Source organism: Modicisalibacter sp., assembly GCF_055145905.1.
Genome location: NZ_JBSREH010000031.1, coordinates 1 through 17,793 on the forward strand (window position 1 = coordinate 1; position 17,793 = coordinate 17,793).

Consider the following 17,793-nt stretch of genomic DNA (forward strand, 5'->3'; position numbering starts at 1 on the left):
TGCCTCAAGCGTTACATTGTTCGTGAGGTTTACCGTCTCCTCCGGCATGGCCCCAAATTAACAAAATACACGACTTGACACATATAGGAGCATCAACGCCTTGATGACATCCTGCGGCACTCCTTCCATGACACGCCATGCTGCAATCTTCCTGCCCGGTCAGGCTTGCCTCACGAGCATACAGATACCAGACCATCTCGGCATTGACCTGAGTCACCTTCTCTTGCGTAACCATGCCGCAACGTGGCGCCAAGTCCGCGCATCGTGCGCAAATTGCAAAACATTGTGACATGCCCGCCAATATGCTTGTGGCGCGAATTTTACCCGGTATGCTGCCTCGCAATACTTAAGGAAATAGTGCTTGGCACTGACAGGAGTAGCGCCATGATAGCCGCCATACAACCCTGGGATGACGAGATCCGCCGCTGCGTGCAGAAACAGGACTTCACCACGGTCTTTCAGCCCGTGTTCAGCCTCGATACTCGCCAGCCGGTGCGCTACGAAATGCTCGCGCGCTTCGACGTGATTTCGGCCTCCGGCCAGCCGGCGAGCACGCAATTGATCGTCGATCGGATCACCTGCCTGAACCTGACCTGCGCCTTCGACATGGCGGTACTCGACAAGGCCCTACAGCTCCTCGCCTTGATGCGCGAAAGCTATGGTCATCACCTCTACCTCGCCGTCAATGTCTGCCCCACCTCCCTGGCATCCGAGTGTTTCGTGAATGCGCTGTTGGGCTGGCTGGCGGCTCATCGACTCGCCCCGGGACAGCTGATGCTAGAGATCACCGAGGGTACGGCGCTCGATCCGACGGTGCAGGCACAGGTATTGCCCCGCCTGATAGCACATAGCGTCGTGCTGGCCGTCGATGACTTCATGACCGGCCACGCCAACTTCAACGCCCTGCTGCTTTCCGAGGTCAGTGTCGTCAAGGTGGATCGGTCCGTGACCGCGGAGCTGAACATTTCGGCCATGGCCCGACGCTTCATTCGGGGTCTGGTGCCTTTCATGGAGTCGTTGAGCAAACGGCTGGTGGTCGAAGGGGTCGAAAATGCCAGCCAGTTACGGTTCCTTGAGGCCATGGGCTGCGAATACGTACAGGGCTTTTTCCTCGGACGCCCCATGGCACAGGAGCATCTGGCGGACTACTGCCGGCAGCCACCGGCCATCCGGGAGCCCGGCATCTTCAGTGAGCGGGACCTTTTGGCATTCCAGACCCATGAAGGGCCGGAAAGCAACCAGACACAACGGTCCCACGACCGCATCCGCCACTGAGAACAGGAGCATCCGGATGCCTGAATACCAAAAAGAATTAAGCGAACTGGGTAGAACGCTGCGTCGACTGCGCCAGAAACAGGGGCTGACCCTGGTCGAGGTGGCGGAAATCGTGGGCTCGCATGTCGGCAACCTGTCTCGCATCGAGCGCGGCCTGAGCGCGCCCAGCTTCAGCCTGTTCTATCGCCTGGCGAAAGCCCTGGGTTGTCGGCCGGCCGACCTCTTCCTGCTGATCGACCAGGCAGACGATGATGCCGATATGGACGAACTGGTAGCGCGGTTCACCACCCTCGATGCCGACAAGCGTCGCCTGCTGATCGCCTTCTCTCGCCTGCTCGACCGGGACGCGCCCTCAATGCAGGGAGACGAACAGGACCTCGTTTAACCCGGCTTGACTGGACCACCGACAGCGCAAGCGCGCCGGGAAGTACTGCTGCCGCCTGGCTCGAGAGGTACACAGCCGGCACGCCTCCCCGGACCACCAATAGTGCCGGAGAGGCGGTGACCGGCTAAATTGATCAGGCGCTCAGACGCTGCTCGGGCTCGGCAAGCACTTCCTTGAGGTGCGCAAGATCCTCCGCCGTGCTGGCTTCGGTGAACTGTGCCAGCACCCGCTCCGCCTCCTGATGGATAGCATCACGAATATAGTCGTCGTAGAGGGTGACGAAACCGTCACAGCCGCGACAGTACAGTTCGTCCGTCGGGCCGGGGTTCCCCTTCCAGAAATTGGTTTCGCCGCAATGGGGGCATGTGACTTGTCGACTGCGATTGAACATGTGGCCTCCTGCCAGATGATGCGTCCAGCCCCGTCGAGGGCCGGGAGCGAATGGCGACCCATTCCTTGGATCACCAGTTTCGTCAGGATAGTGGTTTTTGCCCCTCGTACAAGAGGGGGAGAACAGGACTGGCCGGCGTACCATTCGCCTGCTTCCCGCTTTCGCCAAAAACCTGCTGATGGAAACGACACAAAAAAGCCGCCCGATTCAGCAGTGAATCGGGCGGCTTTCCTGAATTCGTTGGTGGAGCCTAGCGGGATCGAACCGCTGACCTCAACACTGCCAGTGTTGCGCTCTCCCAGCTGAGCTAAGGCCCCTTTTTACGTCATTGTGCTTGGCGGCATGTTGCAACCGCGTCCGCCGTGCGACAACGGGACGTATAGTACAAATACCGAGCGGCGCCGTCAAGCGATTTCGCATCTCCGAATCGCTAGCATCCGAACATTAGTTCCCAGTAAACTGAGACCCATGAAATGGCGACGCCAGGGTCGCGCCACCCTTGCCGAGGGATGAAGGAGCACGCTTGATCAGGATTCTAGTTGCAGACGATCATCACCTGGTTCGTACCAGTATCGCCCACCTGCTCGATGCCGAGGACGGTCTGAGCATCGTCGGCGAGGCCGCGGATGGCGAGGAGGCCATCAGCCAGGCACGCAGCCTGCGTCCGGACATCGTGCTGATGGACATCCGCATGCCCGGCATCGGCGGCCTGGAGGCCACCCGCAAGATCGCGCGCGGCATGTCCGACATCAAGGTGATCGTGCTGACCGCCTATCTGGAAGACACGTTCGCCCAGCGGCTGCTGGACGCCGGTGCCAGCGGCTTCATCAGCAAGGGCACGGAACGCGAGGAGATGGTGCGCGCGATTCACGGCGTGCAGGCCGGGCAGCGCTACATCAGCTCGGAAATCGCCCAGCGCCTGGTCCTTGCCAGGCTCGACAATCAGGAAAACCCCTTCGACCAGCTATCGAGCCGCGAACTGCAGGTCGCCATGATGATCGTCAACTGTCACAAGGTCAGCGACATTTCCGACAGCCTTTTCCTGAGCCCCAAGACGGTCAACACCTACCGTTACCGGATCTTCGAGAAACTCGGTGTGCACTCCGATGTGGAGCTGACCCACCTGGGGCTGCGCTTTGGCCTGATCGACGGCTACCAGCTGCCCGACTGATCCTCGGGCCCAGGCCGAGTCTGTTATCCTCGAGGCTTTCCTTCATCGGTGAAGCGAGCCGGCATGAGTTTCGACGCCAAGCACTTCCTGAAGACCGTCAGTGAATCGCCGGGCATCTACCGCATGCTCGACGAGGAGCGCAACGTGCTCTACGTCGGCAAGGCCAAGCGGCTCAAGGCACGCCTGGCGAGCTACTTCCGCGGTGCGCTCAACGCCAAGACCCAGGCGCTGGTGGGGCGCATCGCCGACATTCAGGTGACCATCACCCGCAGCGAAACCGAGGCGTTGCTGCTCGAGCAGACACTGATCAAGGAGCTGCGTCCGCCCTACAACATCCTGCTGCGCGACGACAAGTCCTACCCCTATGTCTTCGCCAGCGACCGCCACCCCTTCCCGGCGCTGGAGTTCAAGCGGGCGCGCCAGAAGCGCAACGACGGCCGCTATCTGGGCCCCTTTCCCAGCTCCACGGCGGTGCGCGAGAGCCTGGCGCTGATGCAGAAGATCTTTCGCATCCGCAATTGCGAGGACAGCGTCTTCGCCCATCGCGACCGCCCCTGCCTGCAGTATCAGATCAATCGCTGCAGCGCACCCTGCGTCGACTACATCAGCGAAAGCGGCTACCGGCGCGATCTGGAAAACGCCATCCTGTGTCTCGAGGGCAAGAGCGAACAGGTCACGCAGCAGCTGACCCAAGATATGGAAGACGCCAGCCGGGCGCTGGACTTCGAGGAAGCGGCACGCCTGCGCGACCAGATCCAGCAGCTGCGCCGCCTCCAGGAGCGCCAGATCGTCGACACCGGCAGCGGTGAAGCCGACATCTTCGCCCTCGCCGAGCGCCCGGGCGGGCTGTGCATCAGCGTCCTCACGGTCCGCCAGGGACGCGTGCTCGGCGCCCGCCATCATGCGCCGGAAAACGGCCTGGATCTCGCTGCGGACGCCTTGCTCGGCGAGTTCATCAGCCAATACTATCTCGGTCAGGGCCGCGAGCTACCCCAGGAAGTCCTGACCAGCCATGTGCTGCCGGATGCCGAACTCGTGCAGTCCGCGCTCTCCCGGCAGGCCGGCCGCCGGGTCCGCCTCGCCCACCAGGTTCGCGGCCATCGCGCCCAGTGGCTGCAACTGGCCCGCACCAATGCCGAACAGCACTTGGCCACCGAGCTGGCCAACCGCACCCAGCTCACGCGCCGCTTCGAATCCCTTCAAGAAGCCCTGTCGATGGACGCGCTGCCCGAGCGCATCGAGTGCTTCGACATCAGTCACAGCCACGGCGAGGCGACCGTGGCATCCTGTGTGGTGTTCGATCGCGACGGCCCGGTCAAGTCGGATTACCGGCGCTTCAACATCGAGGGCGTGGCCGCCGGCGACGATTACGCGGCCATGCGCCAGGCGCTGGAGCGCCGCTTCAAGCGGCTGCGCAAGGGAGAAGGCAAGTCACCCGACATCCTGCTGGTGGATGGCGGCAAGGGGCAGCTCAACATGGCTCGCGAGGTGTTCGAGACCCTCGGGGTAGTCGGGGTACGCCTGATCGGCGTCGCCAAGGGCACCACCCGCAAGCCGGGGCTCGAGACCCTGTTCCTGGAAACCGTCGATCACACCCTGACACTGGAAGGCAACGCCCCGGCGCTGCATCTGATCCAGCACGTCCGCGACGAGGCGCACCGCTTCGCCATCACCGGCCACCGCCAGCGTCGCGACAAGGCGCGCCGCACCTCGACCCTGCAGGACATTCCCGGCGTCGGCCCCAAGCGCCGCCGTGAACTGCTGCGCTTCTTCGGCGGCCTGCAGGGGGTGCGCCAGGCGACCCGCGAGGAGCTCGCCCGGGTCCCGGGCATCAGCGCGCAGCTGGCCACGGCGATTCATCAGGCGCTGCATGGATGAAGCCACGGCCGACGGTTACAATGAAGCCCTCCAGTTACCGGCAAGGGATCTCGGCGTAGCGATGAACATACCCAATCTTCTCACCCTGGCGCGAATCGTGTTCATCCCCCTGCTGGTGATCCTGTTCTACCTGCCCTTCGCCTGGAGCTACACGGTCACCGCCGCGCTCTTCGCCCTGGCGGCGGTGACCGACTGGCTGGACGGTTTTCTCGCCCGGCGCTGGGACCAGAGCACGCCGTTCGGCGCCTTCCTGGACCCGGTGGCGGACAAGGTCATGGTGGCCGTGGCCCTGGCGCTGCTGATCGAGCGCTTCGACAGCGTCCTGCTGACCCTGCCCGCCCTGGTGATCATCGGCCGCGAGATCGTCATCTCCGCGCTGCGGGAATGGATGGCCGAGATGGGCAAGCGGGCCAGCGTGGCCGTCTCCTGGATCGGCAAGATCAAGACCACCCTGCAGATGGTCGCGCTGCTGCTGCTGCTGGCCACGCCTCCGGGCACCGGGATCGCCGATATCGGCACGGTCACGCTGTACCTGGCCGCCCTGCTCACGCTGTGGTCGATGCTGCAATACCTGCGCGCCGCCTGGCCGGAACTCACTCGTTCACTGTAGCGGGCAATAATCGTTTGACAGTCACGCACTTATCCGTATAATTCGCTCTCGAGTCAAGCGGGAATAGCTCAGTGGTAGAGCATCGCCTTGCCAAGGCGAGGGTCGCGAGTTCGAATCTCGTTTCCCGCTCCAGATTCCCACCCCGGTGGGAGAGTGGAATGACGCAGGTCGCGAGCCGGAACGCCGGCCCGATCGATCTCGTTTCCCGCTCCATTTCTTGCTTCGGCAAGAGACGACACGACTCATGAGGCTGGATGGCAGAGTGGTTATGCAGCGGACTGCAACTCCGTGTACGCCGGTTCGATTCCGACTCCAGCCTCCATTTCCCCCTTCCCATCACCGGCAATTCGAATCCGCTTGTCACGCCCGGATGGCGAAATTGGTAGACGCAAGGGACTTAAAATCCCTCGGTGGCAACACCGTGCCGGTTCGAGCCCGGCTCCGGGCACCAGGCCTGTCAGTGACCGACTTGCCCGAGGCGCCCCGCTCCTGCAAGCCGTCGATCTCCGGCTCGACCCCAGACCTGTCCCGCATCGCCCTTGGCCCGTCGAGCACGCTTCACCCAGGGAGTGAGCCATGATGGCGCTGCGCCTTCGCGACCCCTACTTCAACTATCATCATCGCCATCGCCTGCACGTGCTGCGCACCAGCCTGGCGCTGGTCGTCACCTATGCGCTCATCGAGGGCCTGCAACTGCCCCACGGCAGCTGGGCGCTGGTCAGCGCCCTGATGGTCATGGGCAACCTGCCGCATATCGGCGGCGTGCTGGACAAGGGATTGCAGCGCCTGCTCGGCACCCTGCTCGGCGCCGTCTGGGGCATCACGCTCATCCTGATCCCCGACCCGCCGCCGGGCGTGATTCCCGCCTGGACCCTGATCGGCATCGCCATCGCCACCCACGCCACCTTCGCCACTCGCTACGGCTACAGCGCCCTGATGTTCGGCATCACCCTGCTGCTGGTGGTCGGCAACGGCGAGCACGAGCTGAGCGTGGGCCTGTGGCGGGCGGCCAATGTCCTGCTGGGCACGCTGATCGGCATCGGCGTCACCCTGACGGTACTGCCTCAGAAGGCCACCGACGTCTTCCGCTTCCTGCTGGCCGACAACCTCGACAAGCTGGCACGCCTCTACCATGCCCACACCGCCAGCGCCGCCGCCATCGATGTCGACACCCGCGAGCTGCTCAAGACCACCACGGCACAACTGGTCAAGCAGCGCGGCCTGGTCGATGCCATTCATCGCGAAGGCCGGTTGCGCCGCGACGCCCTGGAGGCGATTCTGGCGCTGGAGCGCCGCGTGCTCTCCACGGCCGAGCTGCTGCTGGAAACCCACTGGACCACGCGGGAAGGGCACGAGCGTATCGACGCCATGCACGGACTGCGCGAGGAACAGCACCACCTGGCCCGCACGATGGGCACCCTGGCCTTCCAGATCCGTACCGGGCAGCCCATCGAGCTGCAGGTGCCCCGCTTCGACCTGGATCGCTACGCCCCCCAGGCGATCGCCGCGCGCGGCGTCGACGGGCGCATGCTCTTCAGCCCCAGCGGCTACCTGTGGCTCAATCGCGAGCTGGCCCGGCTCACGCAGGAACTCAGCCATCACCTCGCCGGCCTGCCGCGGCTGCCCAGCCAGCGTCTGCGGCGTCGCGCCAGTCATCACACCCTGATCAGCGATGCACGCCGCCTGGCCACCGGCTCGGATCTCGACACTGGAAAAAGGAAGGAGCCCCATGACGCGCAGTGAGCATGACGTCCTCGTCATCGGCGGTGGCGCCGCCGGCCTGACCCTGGCCCTCGAACTGGCCGGCCACCGGCACGTCACGCTGCTGCGCCCGGCCGGCGACGACATCGGCGCCAGCCGCTGGGCCCAGGGCGGCATCGCCGCCGTGCTCGACCCCCGCGACGCCGTGGACGACCATGTCCGCGACACCCTGATCGCCGGTGACGGCCTGTGCGACGAGCGCGCCGTGCGCTTCACGGTGACCCACAGCACGGCGGCCATCGAGTGGCTGGTGGCGATGGGCGTGCCCTTCACGCCGGACACCTCGCCGCAGGCCCCCTACCCCTTCCACCTGACCCGCGAGGGCGGGCACGGCACACGACGCATCATCCATGCCGCCGATGCCACCGGCCGGGCACTGGTGCAGACACTGCTGACGCGGGTCACCGACGACCCGCGCATTCGCCTGCTCGACGACCGTCAGGCCCTGGAACTGGTCGCCGACGACCGCGGGGCCTGCCGGGGCGCCCTGTGCCTGACCGCCGAGGGTGGCCACGAGCTGCTCGTTGCCCGCGACGTCGTGCTGGCCACCGGCGGCGCCAGCGGCCTGTTCCGGCATACCACCAGCCCGACGCCGACCTGCGGCGAAGGCATGGCCATGGCCGCCCGGCTCGGCGCGACCCTCGCCAACCTGGAATTCCAGCAGTTCCACCCCACCTGCCTGTACGACCCCGAGGGCGAGGCCTTCCTGATCAGCGAGGCGGTACGCGGCGAGGGCGGACGCCTGCGCGACATCCACGGCCGAGCCTTCATGGCGGACTACGACGCACGCGCCGAACTCGCGCCCCGCGATATCGTCGCCCGGGCCATCCACGCGGAGATGCAGCGCACCCGCGCCACGCATGTGCTGCTCGATATCACCCACCTGCCCGCGGAACGCATCGCCCACCATTTCCCGACGATCCTGGCACACTGTCGCGCCCGGGGGCTGGACATCACCCGCGAGCCGATTCCCGTGGTGCCGGCCGCCCATTACAGCTGCGGCGGGATCGCCACCGATCTCGACGGCGCCAGCGACGTACCCCACCTCTATGCGATCGGCGAGGTCGCCTGCACCGGGCTGCATGGCGCCAACCGCATGGCCAGCAACTCGCTGCTGGAGTGCCTGGTCTTCGCCCGCGCGGCCGCCGCCGCCCTGCGCCGGACCGACGACACGGCGCGACGGGAGCCGCTCGTGCCCAGCTGGCAGGACACCTCGCCCATGCCGGACCAGCAGGCCGACAAGGGGCTCATGGCCCTGCGCGAGATCATGAGCGAGGCCGCCGGCATCGTGCGCAGCGACGCCGGGCTTGCAGCGGGCAGCGCCGCTGTCGCCGCGCTGGAAGAGACCTACGCGCCACTGTGGCAGGACCGCCCACCCAGCGTCGCCGCCACCCGGCTGCAGCAGGCCCTGAGCCTCGCCGCGCTGATGCTGGAGGCGGCCCGCCAGCGGCGCGAATCCCGCGGGCTGCACTTCAACCGGGACTGTCCGGCACACCTGCCGGGGCCGGCCCGGCCCTCCCGCTCACGCCTGATCCGGCGCCCATAGCAGCAGGCGCCGAAGCTGCCAGCGCTGGCGCGCGTCGGTACTGTCGGGCCAGACCCAGCAGCGGCTCCCGCCGACGCGCACCCCCAGCAGCCAGGGCCCGAGATAGAAGCTCGTCACCCGCACGGTTTCCCAGCGTCCGGCCCGGTATTGCTGCCAGCCACGCCCCGGGCCCGGCACCCAGCGCAACTGCCAGGTATCCGCCCGGCGCCACTCGCGCCACAGACCCGCAGCCAGGGCCGGTGTCGCCAGCAGCGCCAGCCAGGGCGGCCCGTAGCGGGCCGCCAGCGCCACCACACCGCCGGCCAGCACGGCCGCCAGCAGTCGCGACAGTCTAGAGGGTGCGATACTGATCGTTACCGGTTGTTTCCGCATACTCGACGATCATCTTGACGACCCGCCGCAGTGCCGGCTCCTCGGGCCATTCCCGTCGCATCAGCCACACGAACAAGTCCTGGTCCTCGCACTCGATCAGGGCCTGGTAGGCCTGCTGGTCCGCCGCCTCCAGCGTGGGGTAGCGATGCTCGAGAAACGGCAGCAGCAGCAGGTCCAGCTCCCACATGCCGCGCCGTGAATGCCAGTAGAGACGTTTCAGCGTGGACGCTTCACTCACCGGGAAAACCTCGCTTTGACTGGGTGGAATGTCCGGGCAGTATACCCGAGGCGGTGTACGGACGACATGCGCCGGGGCCGCCGGCACGGTGCGGCCTGACATGGCTAGTGCGTTGTTTTCTCACGACTTGCCGAGTATGCTGACAAAAACAAAAAGACACGCCCGCAGGCGGGTCAGCCGTGTGGAGACGACCGATGACCAAATCAGAATTGATCGAGCAGATCGCCATGCGACAGCCGGAGCTGTCGATCAAGGAAGTCGAAGCCGCCGTACGGATCATCCTCGACGACATCACCAATGCCCTGGCCGATGGCGGACGGGTCGAGATCCGCGGCTTCGGCAGCTTCTCGCTTCACTACCGTGAACCCCGCATCGGCCGCAATCCCAAGACCGGCGACCCGGTCGATTTGGATGGCAAGTTCGTGCCACACTTCAAGCCGGGCAAGGAGCTGCGCGAGCAGGTCGACGCCAGTCGAGCCCTGGGCTACTAGCCGCTCTGCCCGAGAGATCGTCACAAAGGAAACCACTATGCGTTGGCTAAAAGGCCTGCTGCTCGCAATCATACTGCTGGTCGTTCTGCTTCTCGGCATCCTCTTCGCCGTCAACAACCAACAGGCGGTCCCCCTGAACCTCATCTGGGTCGAACTCCCGGCCGCGTCCCTCTCGCTGTGGCTGCTGGTCGCCCTGGCCTGCGGCGTGATTCTCGGCATGCTGGCCATGACCGGCGTCTACCTGCGCCTGCGCACCCTGCTGACGCGTGCCCAGCGCCACAACCAGCAACAACGCAAGGAACTCGATCGCCTGCGCATCCAGGAGTTCAAGGAAATTCCCTAAATGCCCGATCTGATGCTGCTGGCCTTGTTGTTGGCGGCAATTGCCATCGGCTGGTGGCTGGGACGCCGCGAGCAGGGACGCTCGACATCCGCCTCGCCTCCGACGAATCGCCTGTCGCGGGACTATTTCGTGGGGCTCAACTACCTGCTCAACGAGCAGCCCGATCAGGCCATCGAAACCTTCGTCCAGGCGCTGGAAGTCAACAGCGACACCATCGAGACGCATATCGCCCTCGGCAACCTGTTTCGCCTGCGCGGGGAAGCCGACCGGGCGGTCAAGATCCATCAGAATCTGCTGGCCCGCCCCGCCCTGACGGCCGGACAGAGCGATCAGGTGCAGCTCGAGCTGGCCCGTGACTTCCTCCATCTGGGCGTGCTCGATCGCGCCGAGCGGCTGCTGCAGCCCCTGGCGCGGGAATGTCCCGACGAGACTCGCCGCCAGACCGCCAAGCGCCTGCTGGTCGACCTCTACGAACGCGAGCGGGAATGGCACAAGGCCCTGGAGACCGCTCACCCCCAGCTGACCCGCCAGGACGCGGCAACGCGCCGGGCCGCCGCCCACTGGCTGTGCGAACTGGCCGAGCTGGACATGCACTCCGCCAGCCCGGCGCTGGCGCGAAAGAAGCTGCGCCAGGCCCTGAGCATCGACGACCACTGCGTGCGCGCCAACTGGCTGCTGGCCACCCTGGAGCGCGACACCGGCCACTACAAGCAGCAGATCCGCCTGCTGCAGCGGCTCGCCGAACAGGATCGCGACTTCATCCCCATCATTCTCGAACCGGCGCGCGATGCCTACCTGAAGCTGGAGGACGAGGACGGCCTGGAGCGCTGCCTGACGCAGTGGATCGAGCGGGCACCGCACATCAGCACCATCATCATGCTGGCCCGCCAGATCGAGCAGCATGACGGCCTCGAGGCCGCCGCGCGCTACGTCAGCGAACAGCTGGCACGGACCCCCAGCCTGCGGGGGCTGGACTACCTGATGAGTCTCTACCTCGACACCCCCGATCCCGACCAGCGTCAGCCCGTCACCCTGCTCAAGCAGCACACCGCCAAGCTGCTCGAGGCCCGGCCGCGCTTTCGCTGCCACCGCTGCGGCTTCGCCGGCGGCCAGCTGCACTGGCAGTGTCCGCGCTGCCGCCAGTGGGGCACCACCAAGCCGATCACCGGCCTGGAGGGCGAGTGACGCTCAGCTGCCGGCCAGCTCGTCCTCGATAGCCGCCAACGCCTCCATCGGCTCATGCGCCTGAGTGACCGGACGTCCCACCACCAGATGCGTGCTGCCCGACGCCATGGCCCGAGCCGGAGTCAGCACGCGCCGCTGATCGTCGGCGGCCGAGGAGGCCGGGCGGATGCCGGGGGTCACCTTCAGGAACTGCGCGCCGCAACTCGCGCTGATCGCCGCCGCCTCCCGGGCCGAGCAGACCACGCCGTCCATGCCGCTGTCCCGGGACAGCCGGGCCAGGCGCTCGACCTGCTCCGCCGGCTCGCTATCGACCCCCACCTCGGCCAGATCCTGGCGCTCCATGCTGGTCAGCACCGTTACCGCGATCAGATGGGTCGACAGGCCATGCGCATCGAGACGTTCGCGGGCCGCCGTCATCATCCGCCGCCCGCCCGAGGCATGCAGGTTGACCATCCAGACGCCCTGCTCGGCCGCGGCCTGCACGGCACCGGCCACGGTATTGGGAATGTCGTGGAACTTGAGATCCAGAAACACCTCGAACCCCCGGCCATGCAACGCCTCCACCACGGCAGGACCGCTGCGCGTGAACAACTCCTTGCCCACCTTGAGCCGGCAGCGACGGGGGTCGAGCTGATCGGCCATGCACAGGGCCGCATCCAGCGAGGCGTAATCCAGGGCGATGATCAACGGAGAATGAGTGGCGGCCATGATGACTCCAGCGAGGATGGGGGGAAATGTCGCGCAGTATACCAGTCCGGTCGCACCGATCGGACCCTCGCCGAGTCGGCATGCGCTGACGCTTATATAAGCGATAGCTTACAAAAAAGGCAGCGATATCGACTGACGCCGCCGCCGGCTTTTCCTTAGCGTTGAAACGACGGGTACGCACCATGCCCGCTCATCCGCCGACCACAAGGAGGCCCCATGAAACGCTACCTGACACCCCTGCTGCTCGCCCTTGCCCTGGGCATCGGTGCCGGCGCATCCCAGGCCCAGGAACCCGCCAGGATCGATATCAACAGTGCCACGGCCGAGCAGCTGGCCACCCTGCCCGGTATCGGTGAGATCCGCGCCCGGGCCATCATCGAGGATCGCAAGGCCCACGGCGACTACACGTCCGCCCAGGACCTGACGCGTATCGACGGCATCGGCGAGGCCACGGCCGAGGGCCTCAAGGATCGCCTCGCCTTCTGATGAGCCAGCCGAGCGCCCTGCACCTGCATACATAAAGAGGGCGTGGCCCGGCGGCCACGCCCTCTTTTCCCTGCCTCGTCGAGCGCCCCTCCCACCGGTTCGGCGGAAGGGGTACGGCAACTTACAGCCGCAGGGCGCCATCGCACTCCAGAACACGCCCGCTGAAGTAGGCGTTCTCGAAGATGTAGCGCACGCTGTCGGCGATATCCTCCGGCTGCCCCAGATGCCCCAGCGGCACACCCTTGGTGATCTTCTCGAGCATGTCGGGGCGCATCGAGGCGGTCATTTCGGTCTCGATGAAGCCCGGGGCCACGGCGCCGACGCGAATACCGTGCCGGGCCAGCTCCTTCGCCCAGGTCACGGTCAGCGCCGCCACCCCGGCCTTGGTCGCGGCATAGTTGCTCTGGCCCATGTTGCCGGCCCGCGAGATGCTCGAGATATTGACGATGACTCCCTTGTGGCCAGCCTCGATCATCTGGCTGGCCGCCTCGCGCCCACACAGGAAAACCCCGGTCAGGTTGACATCGAGGACCTGCTGCCACTGCGCCAGCGACATGGTCTTCTCGACCTTGCCTTCCTTGGCCTTGACCAGCAGCCCATCCCGCGTGATGCCCGCATTGTTGACCAGCCCCGAGACCGGTCCCAGGCGTTCGGCGATGGCGGCGAACGTCTCGGTCACCGAGCCCTCGTCGGCGACGTCGGTCACGAAGGGCTCGGCATGGATCCCGCCTTCCTTCAGACCGTCGACGGCCGACTGCAGCGACTCCGCCTCCCGGTCCAGCAGGGCCAGACGGGCGCCGCGCGCCCCCAGCATCCTTGCCATGGCCAGACCCAGGCCCCGCGCCCCGCCAGTGATGGCAATAACGGCACCGTCCAGTTGCATGATGACTCCTCCCTACTCCAGCCAGTTTTGTGCACTGCAATATAACTCCAAGATAGCATGACGGCCCCCCGAGGACCATGACACCATGGCCGGAGTCCTCCGCGCCGCGCGCGTACTTGCAATCGGCGCCGGCGCCTCCATCTTAGTGGCATCCATTGTTCTGGAGCGCTTATGCCGGTTCTGCTCTTCTTTACTCTGTTCGCCCTGCTCGACTTCGTCATCCTGTTCAGCGTCGGCGCCAAGATCGGCCTGCTGACCACGCTGCTGCTGGTGCTGGGTACGGGTTTCCTGGGCCTGCACCTGATCAAGCGTGAAGGGGTCGCCACCCTGCGCCGCGCTCAGGAACGCTTCGCCCGTGGCGAGATTCCCTCGGAGGAACTCATGACCGGGGCCGCCCTGATCTTCGGCGGCGCCCTGCTCATGGCTCCGGGGTTTCTCTCGGACACGCTGGGCTTTCTGTGCCTGCTGCCCGGCACGCGCCGCTGGCTGGGCCGGCTGTTGCAACGGCTGCCGGCGCAACTGCGCGGATTCAGCGTGCACACCTACCAGACGGGTGACGCCGGCTGGGATGGCGCGTCCCGTCATGAAGCCGATGCCGAGCGTCGCCATACGCACAACAGCGAGGGCGAGCCCCTGGAAGGCGACTTCATCGCCAAGGACGAACCTCGCCAGTGAATTTTTTTCATCGCGGCCCCTTGAAAGCCCTCGGGGCGTCCCCATCAAGGGAACAGCCAACAAGCTTCGGCCTTCGTAGTCACGCAGGCCTTTGACACCGGGGGGCTTTTGCCTTCCGCCCGTGAGCCTTGCTCAACAGGGAAATGCATTCTAGTCATGCAACCATCAGGAGAACGTGAGCAATGAACATCCGTCCCTTGCACGATCGCGTCGTCGTCCGTCGCGTCGAAGAAGAACAGAAAACCGCTGGCGGAATCGTGCTTCCGGGCAATGCCCAGGAAAAGCCGACTCGTGGCGAAATTCTCGCCGTCGGTAATGGCCGGATTCTCGACAGCGGCGAAGTGCGTCCGCTGGATGTCAAGGTGGGCGACACTGTCATCTTCAAGGAAGGCTTCGGCGTCGAAAAGCAGAAGATCGACGGGGAAGAAGTCCTGATCATGAGTGAATCGGACATCCTGGCCGTCGTTGAAGGGTAAGCCGCGGGTTTCTCCGCCCCTTTTTCACGTCAATCTCGTTCATCGTACTGACAGCAGGAAGTAACGAAAATGGCAGCGAAACAGATCAAGTTCTCAGACGACGCTCGCAAGCGCATGGCGCGTGGTGTCAACGTTCTCGCCGACGCCGTCAAGGCCACGCTGGGCCCGAAAGGCCGCAACGTGGTGCTGGAAAAGTCCTTCGGTGCGCCCACCGTCACCAAGGACGGGGTTTCCGTGGCCAAGGAAATCGAACTCAAGGACAAGTTCGAGAACATGGGCGCCCAGATGGTCAAGGAAGTCGCTTCCAAGACCTCCGACGTGGCCGGTGACGGCACCACCACCGCCACTGTTCTGGCTCAGTCCATCGTCAACGAAGGCCTGAAGGGCGTGACCGCGGGCATGAACCCGATGGACCTCAAGCGCGGCATCGACCACGCCGTCAACGCTGCCGTCAAGGAAATCGAGCAGCTGGCCGTGCCCTGCACCGATTCCAAGGCCATCGCCCAGGTCGGCACCATCTCCGCCAACGGCGACTCGCGCATCGGCCAGATCATCGCCGAGGCGATGGAGAAGGTCGGAAAGGAAGGCGTCATCACCGTCGATGAAGGCCGTGGCTTCGAGGACGAGCTGGAAGTCGTCGAGGGCATGCAGTTCGATCGCGGCTACCTGTCGCCCTACTTCGTGACCAACCAGGAGACCATGGCGGTCGAGCTGGAAGACCCGCTCCTGCTGCTGGTCGACAAGAAGATCTCCAACATCCGCGAGCTGCTGCCGGTACTGGAGAGCGTCGCCAAGGCCGGCAAGCCGCTGGTGATCATCGCCGAGGACATCGAAGGCGAAGCGCTGGCGACCCTGGTCGTCAACAACATGCGCGGCATCGTCAAGGTCGCTGCCGCCAAGGCACCCGGCTTCGGTGACCGTCGCAAGGCCATGCTGCAGGACATCGCCATCCTCACCGGCGGTACCGTGATCTCCGAGGAAGTCGGTCTGACCCTCGAGCAGGCCAACCTGGATCACCTGGGCAGCGCCAAGCGCGTCACCATGTCCAAGGAAAACACCACCATCATCGATGGCTCCGGTTCCGAAGGTGACATCGAGGCTCGCGTCAGCCAGATCCGCGCCCAGATCGAGGAAACCTCCTCCGATTACGACCGCGAGAAGCTGCAGGAGCGTGTCGCCAAGCTGGCCGGCGGTGTCGCCGTGATCCGCGTCGGTGCCGCTACCGAAGTGGAGATGAAGGAGAAGAAGGCCCGCGTCGAGGACGCCCTGCACTCCACGCGTGCCGCCGTCGAGGAAGGCGTCGTGCCCGGGGGCGGTACCGCCCTGGTGCGCATCCTGACCAAGGTTGCTGGCCTCAAGGGTGACAACGAGGACCAGACCCACGGTGTCGCCATCGCCGTTCGCGCCATGGAAGCACCGCTGCGCCAGATCGTCACCAACGCCGGCGAAGAAGCTTCCGTCATCCTCAACCGCGTCAAGGACGGCGAAGGCAACTTCGGCTACAACGCCCAGACCGGTGAGTACGGCGACCTGTTCGAGATGGGTGTTCTCGATCCGGCCAAGGTCACGCGCTCTGCCCTGCAGTCCGCGGCATCCGTCGCCGGTCTGATGATCACCACCGAAGCGATGATCGCCGACGATCCGGAAGACAAGGAAGCAGGCGGTGCCCCCGACATGGGCGGCATGGGTGGCATGGGCGGCATGATGTAAGCCGACCGGCCCCGGCCTGACTGCCCGTCCTGTGTGGATGGGCGGCATCGAAAAGCCCCACCTCACGGTGGGGCTTTTTTCGTGTGCCTGGTTTCGTGTGCCTGAGCGACTGGCGGTGGCGCTACGGGATCATTCAGGCAATCGCCGGCTCACGGGATGTCTCGGGGACCAGGTCCAGCGCATCGTCGAAGACCGCGATGCCCGCCCCCTCGCGATGGGCGTGCTCGGACAGGTGCCGGCGGAAACGCCGCCCGCCCGGGCATCCCTGGAACAGCCCCAGCAGATGGCGGGTGACGTGATTGAGTTTCGCCCCCTCCGCCAGGCGCCGGACGAGATAGGGGCGCAGCGCCCGCGCCGCCTCGTGCCGGGTGGCCGCCGGGCCAGGCTCACCGTAGAGGGCCTCGTCCACCCCGGCCAGCAGCCAGGGATTCTGGTAGGCCTCGCGGCCGATCATCACGCTGTCGACGTGCTCGAGGTGGGAACGGCACTCATCGAGCGTCTTGATCCCGCCGTTGATGCCGATATGCAGCCGCGGGTTGTCGCGCTTGAGGCGATGGACCCGCGGGTAGTTGAGCGGCGGCACGTCGCGGTTTTCCTTGGGCGAGAGCCCCTCCAGCCAGGCCTTGCGCGCATGGATGATGAAGGTCTCGCAGCCCGCATCGGCCACCTCGGCGATGAAACGCGCCAGGTCGGCGTCCTCGTCCTGATCATCGATGCCGATGCGACACTTGACGGTCACCGGAATCGAGACCGCTGCCTGCATCGCCGTCACGGCGGCGGCCACCTTGTCCGGGTGCGCCATCAGGCAGGCACCGATCAGGTTGTTCTGCACCCGGTCACTGGGGCAGCCGACATTCAGATTGACCTCGTCGTAGCCCCACGCCTCGGCGATAGCCGCGCATTCAGCCAGTTCCCCGGCGTCGCTGCCGCCCAGCTGCAGGGCCAGTGGATGCTCAACGTCGTCATGGCCCAGAAAACGCTCGCGCGGCGAGCCGTGCAGGATGGCGCCGCTGGTGACCATCTCGGTATAGAGCAGCGCGCGGCGGCTCAGGGTCCGTGCAAACGCCCGATAGTCGCGCGTCGTCCAGTCCATCATCGGCGCCACGGAAAAGCGGCGCGCACGCGCCAGGGGATCATGACCTGTCGGTTGCATCATCGATGGCCTCCGGAATGTTCATTCGGGCGGTTGCCGGAAAGCGCGCATTGTAC

Annotated in this window: 20 protein-coding genes and 4 tRNA genes; 17 read left to right on the forward strand and 7 right to left on the reverse strand. The window is 65.5% G+C overall.

Features of this window, described 5'->3' with window-relative positions:
* Window positions 1-384: 384 nt before the first annotated feature.
* Window positions 385-1,275: an EAL domain-containing protein gene (locus tag ACTCB7_RS09825; RefSeq protein ID WP_463006533.1), complete on the forward strand. Its 891-nt coding sequence runs from the start codon at window positions 385-387 to the stop codon at window positions 1,273-1,275.
* A gap of 16 nt (window positions 1,276-1,291) precedes the next feature.
* The gene (locus tag ACTCB7_RS09830; RefSeq protein ID WP_463006534.1) at window positions 1,292-1,660 is read left to right on the forward strand and encodes a helix-turn-helix domain-containing protein; all 369 of its coding nucleotides are present in this window, start codon (window positions 1,292-1,294) and stop codon (window positions 1,658-1,660) included.
* Between the two features lie 133 nt (window positions 1,661-1,793).
* Here ACTCB7_RS09830 and ACTCB7_RS09835 read toward each other — a convergent pair whose 3' ends face one another.
* Both ACTCB7_RS09835 and ACTCB7_RS09840 read right to left on the reverse strand, forming a co-directional pair.
* Window positions 1,794-2,051, reverse strand: a complete 258-nt coding sequence (locus ACTCB7_RS09835; RefSeq protein ID WP_463006535.1) for a hypothetical protein — start codon at window positions 2,049-2,051, stop codon at window positions 1,794-1,796.
* 241 nt (window positions 2,052-2,292) lie between these two features.
* Window positions 2,293-2,368, reverse strand: a tRNA-Ala gene (locus ACTCB7_RS09840).
* 206 nt (window positions 2,369-2,574) lie between these two features.
* Between ACTCB7_RS09840 and uvrY the strand changes: the two genes are divergently transcribed.
* The 8 genes from uvrY (at window position 2,575) to nadB (ending at window position 9,017) form a co-directional block, all read left to right on the forward strand.
* Complete coding sequence (uvrY, locus tag ACTCB7_RS09845; RefSeq protein ID WP_463006536.1) at window positions 2,575-3,222, forward strand: UvrY/SirA/GacA family response regulator transcription factor; 648 nt, start codon at window positions 2,575-2,577, stop codon at window positions 3,220-3,222.
* A 63-nt stretch (window positions 3,223-3,285) separates the two neighbouring features.
* On the forward strand, window positions 3,286-5,100 hold the full coding sequence (gene uvrC / locus ACTCB7_RS09850) for an excinuclease ABC subunit UvrC (RefSeq protein ID WP_463006537.1): 1,815 nt from the start codon (window positions 3,286-3,288) through the stop codon (window positions 5,098-5,100).
* A gap of 61 nt (window positions 5,101-5,161) precedes the next feature.
* A complete protein-coding gene (pgsA, locus tag ACTCB7_RS09855; protein WP_163649120.1) occupies window positions 5,162-5,710 on the forward strand; it encodes a CDP-diacylglycerol--glycerol-3-phosphate 3-phosphatidyltransferase in 549 nt (182 codons plus the stop codon).
* Between the two features lie 57 nt (window positions 5,711-5,767).
* Window positions 5,768-5,842 (forward strand) — tRNA-Gly (locus tag ACTCB7_RS09860).
* 116 nt (window positions 5,843-5,958) lie between these two features.
* Window positions 5,959-6,032, forward strand: a tRNA-Cys gene (locus tag ACTCB7_RS09865).
* 42 nt (window positions 6,033-6,074) lie between these two features.
* A tRNA-Leu gene (locus ACTCB7_RS09870) sits at window positions 6,075-6,161 on the forward strand.
* A gap of 125 nt (window positions 6,162-6,286) precedes the next feature.
* Entirely contained in the window at window positions 6,287-7,453 is a 1,167-nt protein-coding gene (locus tag ACTCB7_RS09875; protein ID WP_224414538.1) for an FUSC family protein, read from the forward strand.
* Complete coding sequence (nadB, locus tag ACTCB7_RS09880) at window positions 7,440-9,017, forward strand: L-aspartate oxidase (RefSeq protein ID WP_463006538.1); 1,578 nt, start codon at window positions 7,440-7,442, stop codon at window positions 9,015-9,017. Before ACTCB7_RS09875 ends, nadB begins: the two co-directional genes overlap by 14 nt.
* Here the strand turns inward: nadB and ACTCB7_RS09885 are convergent.
* Window positions 8,994-9,389: a hypothetical protein gene (locus ACTCB7_RS09885; protein ID WP_463006539.1), complete on the reverse strand. Its 396-nt coding sequence runs from the start codon at window positions 9,387-9,389 to the stop codon at window positions 8,994-8,996. The genes nadB and ACTCB7_RS09885 overlap by 24 nt on opposite strands.
* Window positions 9,349-9,576 (reverse strand): FAD assembly factor SdhE, encoded by a 228-nt coding sequence (locus ACTCB7_RS09890; protein WP_463006573.1) that lies wholly within the window; start codon window positions 9,574-9,576, stop codon window positions 9,349-9,351. Before ACTCB7_RS09890 ends, ACTCB7_RS09885 begins: the two co-directional genes overlap by 41 nt.
* 230 nt (window positions 9,577-9,806) lie before the next feature.
* Here ACTCB7_RS09890 and ACTCB7_RS09895 point away from each other — a divergent pair, with 230 nt between their 5' ends.
* Genes ACTCB7_RS09895 through lapB form a run of 3 tightly spaced genes read left to right on the forward strand, consistent with a single transcriptional unit; the run spans window position 9,807 to window position 11,646 of the window.
* Complete coding sequence (locus ACTCB7_RS09895) at window positions 9,807-10,118, forward strand: integration host factor subunit beta (protein ID WP_318010291.1); 312 nt, start codon at window positions 9,807-9,809, stop codon at window positions 10,116-10,118.
* A gap of 37 nt (window positions 10,119-10,155) precedes the next feature.
* A complete protein-coding gene (locus tag ACTCB7_RS09900) occupies window positions 10,156-10,461 on the forward strand; it encodes a lipopolysaccharide assembly protein LapA domain-containing protein (protein ID WP_163649126.1) in 306 nt (101 codons plus the stop codon).
* The gene (lapB, locus tag ACTCB7_RS09905; protein ID WP_224414533.1) at window positions 10,462-11,646 is read left to right on the forward strand and encodes a lipopolysaccharide assembly protein LapB; all 1,185 of its coding nucleotides are present in this window, start codon (window positions 10,462-10,464) and stop codon (window positions 11,644-11,646) included. It abuts the gene before it with no gap.
* A 3-nt stretch (window positions 11,647-11,649) separates the two neighbouring features.
* Here the strand turns inward: lapB and pyrF are convergent, their stop codons facing one another.
* A complete protein-coding gene (gene pyrF / locus ACTCB7_RS09910) occupies window positions 11,650-12,354 on the reverse strand; it encodes an orotidine-5'-phosphate decarboxylase (protein WP_463006540.1) in 705 nt (234 codons plus the stop codon).
* A gap of 216 nt (window positions 12,355-12,570) precedes the next feature.
* On the opposite strand from pyrF, the gene ACTCB7_RS09915 reads away from it, so the two are divergent.
* On the forward strand, window positions 12,571-12,840 hold the full coding sequence (locus tag ACTCB7_RS09915) for a ComEA family DNA-binding protein (RefSeq protein ID WP_224414531.1): 270 nt from the start codon (window positions 12,571-12,573) through the stop codon (window positions 12,838-12,840).
* A gap of 121 nt (window positions 12,841-12,961) precedes the next feature.
* On the opposite strand, the gene ACTCB7_RS09920 is transcribed toward ACTCB7_RS09915, so the two are convergent.
* Window positions 12,962-13,723, reverse strand: coding sequence for an SDR family oxidoreductase (locus ACTCB7_RS09920; RefSeq protein ID WP_463006541.1), 762 nt, complete (start codon window positions 13,721-13,723; stop codon window positions 12,962-12,964).
* Window positions 13,724-13,894: 171 nt separating this feature from the next.
* Between ACTCB7_RS09920 and ACTCB7_RS09925 the strand changes: the two genes are divergently transcribed.
* From ACTCB7_RS09925 to groL, 3 genes are all read left to right on the forward strand, one after another.
* Window positions 13,895-14,398 carry an FxsA family protein gene (locus ACTCB7_RS09925; RefSeq protein WP_463006542.1) on the forward strand — a complete coding sequence of 168 codons (504 nt, stop codon included), beginning with the start codon at window positions 13,895-13,897 and terminating at the stop codon, window positions 14,396-14,398.
* A 182-nt stretch (window positions 14,399-14,580) separates the two neighbouring features.
* A complete protein-coding gene (locus ACTCB7_RS09930) occupies window positions 14,581-14,874 on the forward strand; it encodes a co-chaperone GroES (protein WP_163649132.1) in 294 nt (97 codons plus the stop codon).
* Window positions 14,875-14,943: 69 nt separating this feature from the next.
* Window positions 14,944-16,584: a chaperonin GroEL gene (groL, locus tag ACTCB7_RS09935; protein WP_463006543.1), complete on the forward strand. Its 1,641-nt coding sequence runs from the start codon at window positions 14,944-14,946 to the stop codon at window positions 16,582-16,584.
* Window positions 16,585-16,717: 133 nt separating this feature from the next.
* On the opposite strand, the gene dusA is transcribed toward groL, so the two are convergent.
* Window positions 16,718-17,740 (reverse strand): tRNA dihydrouridine(20/20a) synthase DusA, encoded by a 1,023-nt coding sequence (dusA, locus tag ACTCB7_RS09940; protein WP_463006544.1) that lies wholly within the window; start codon window positions 17,738-17,740, stop codon window positions 16,718-16,720.
* Window positions 17,741-17,793 lie beyond the last annotated feature (53 nt).

Coding starts and splice junctions, on each gene's coding strand:
- pgsA (WP_163649120.1), top strand. CDS start 5,162: ATGAACATACCCAATCTTCTCACCCTGGCGCGAATCGTGTTCATCCCC.
- uvrC (WP_463006537.1), top strand. CDS start 3,286: ATGAGTTTCGACGCCAAGCACTTCCTGAAGACCGTCAGTGAATCGCCG.
- groL (WP_463006543.1), top strand. CDS start 14,944: ATGGCAGCGAAACAGATCAAGTTCTCAGACGACGCTCGCAAGCGCATG.
- lapB (WP_224414533.1), top strand. CDS start 10,462: ATGCCCGATCTGATGCTGCTGGCCTTGTTGTTGGCGGCAATTGCCATC.
- ACTCB7_RS09920 (WP_463006541.1), bottom strand. CDS start 13,723: ATGCAACTGGACGGTGCCGTTATTGCCATCACTGGCGGGGCGCGGGGC.
- ACTCB7_RS09890 (WP_463006573.1), bottom strand. CDS start 9,576: ATGTGGGAGCTGGACCTGCTGCTGCTGCCGTTTCTCGAGCATCGCTAC.
- ACTCB7_RS09875 (WP_224414538.1), top strand. CDS start 6,287: ATGATGGCGCTGCGCCTTCGCGACCCCTACTTCAACTATCATCATCGC.
- ACTCB7_RS09915 (WP_224414531.1), top strand. CDS start 12,571: ATGAAACGCTACCTGACACCCCTGCTGCTCGCCCTTGCCCTGGGCATC.
- ACTCB7_RS09825 (WP_463006533.1), top strand. CDS start 385: ATGATAGCCGCCATACAACCCTGGGATGACGAGATCCGCCGCTGCGTG.
- ACTCB7_RS09930 (WP_163649132.1), top strand. CDS start 14,581: ATGAACATCCGTCCCTTGCACGATCGCGTCGTCGTCCGTCGCGTCGAA.
- pyrF (WP_463006540.1), bottom strand. CDS start 12,354: ATGGCCGCCACTCATTCTCCGTTGATCATCGCCCTGGATTACGCCTCG.
- ACTCB7_RS09885 (WP_463006539.1), bottom strand. CDS start 9,389: ATGCGGAAACAACCGGTAACGATCAGTATCGCACCCTCTAGACTGTCG.
- ACTCB7_RS09900 (WP_163649126.1), top strand. CDS start 10,156: ATGCGTTGGCTAAAAGGCCTGCTGCTCGCAATCATACTGCTGGTCGTT.
- ACTCB7_RS09925 (WP_463006542.1), top strand. CDS start 13,895: ATGCCGGTTCTGCTCTTCTTTACTCTGTTCGCCCTGCTCGACTTCGTC.
- nadB (WP_463006538.1), top strand. CDS start 7,440: ATGACGCGCAGTGAGCATGACGTCCTCGTCATCGGCGGTGGCGCCGCC.
- ACTCB7_RS09835 (WP_463006535.1), bottom strand. CDS start 2,051: ATGTTCAATCGCAGTCGACAAGTCACATGCCCCCATTGCGGCGAAACC.
- ACTCB7_RS09830 (WP_463006534.1), top strand. CDS start 1,292: ATGCCTGAATACCAAAAAGAATTAAGCGAACTGGGTAGAACGCTGCGT.
- dusA (WP_463006544.1), bottom strand. CDS start 17,740: ATGATGCAACCGACAGGTCATGATCCCCTGGCGCGTGCGCGCCGCTTT.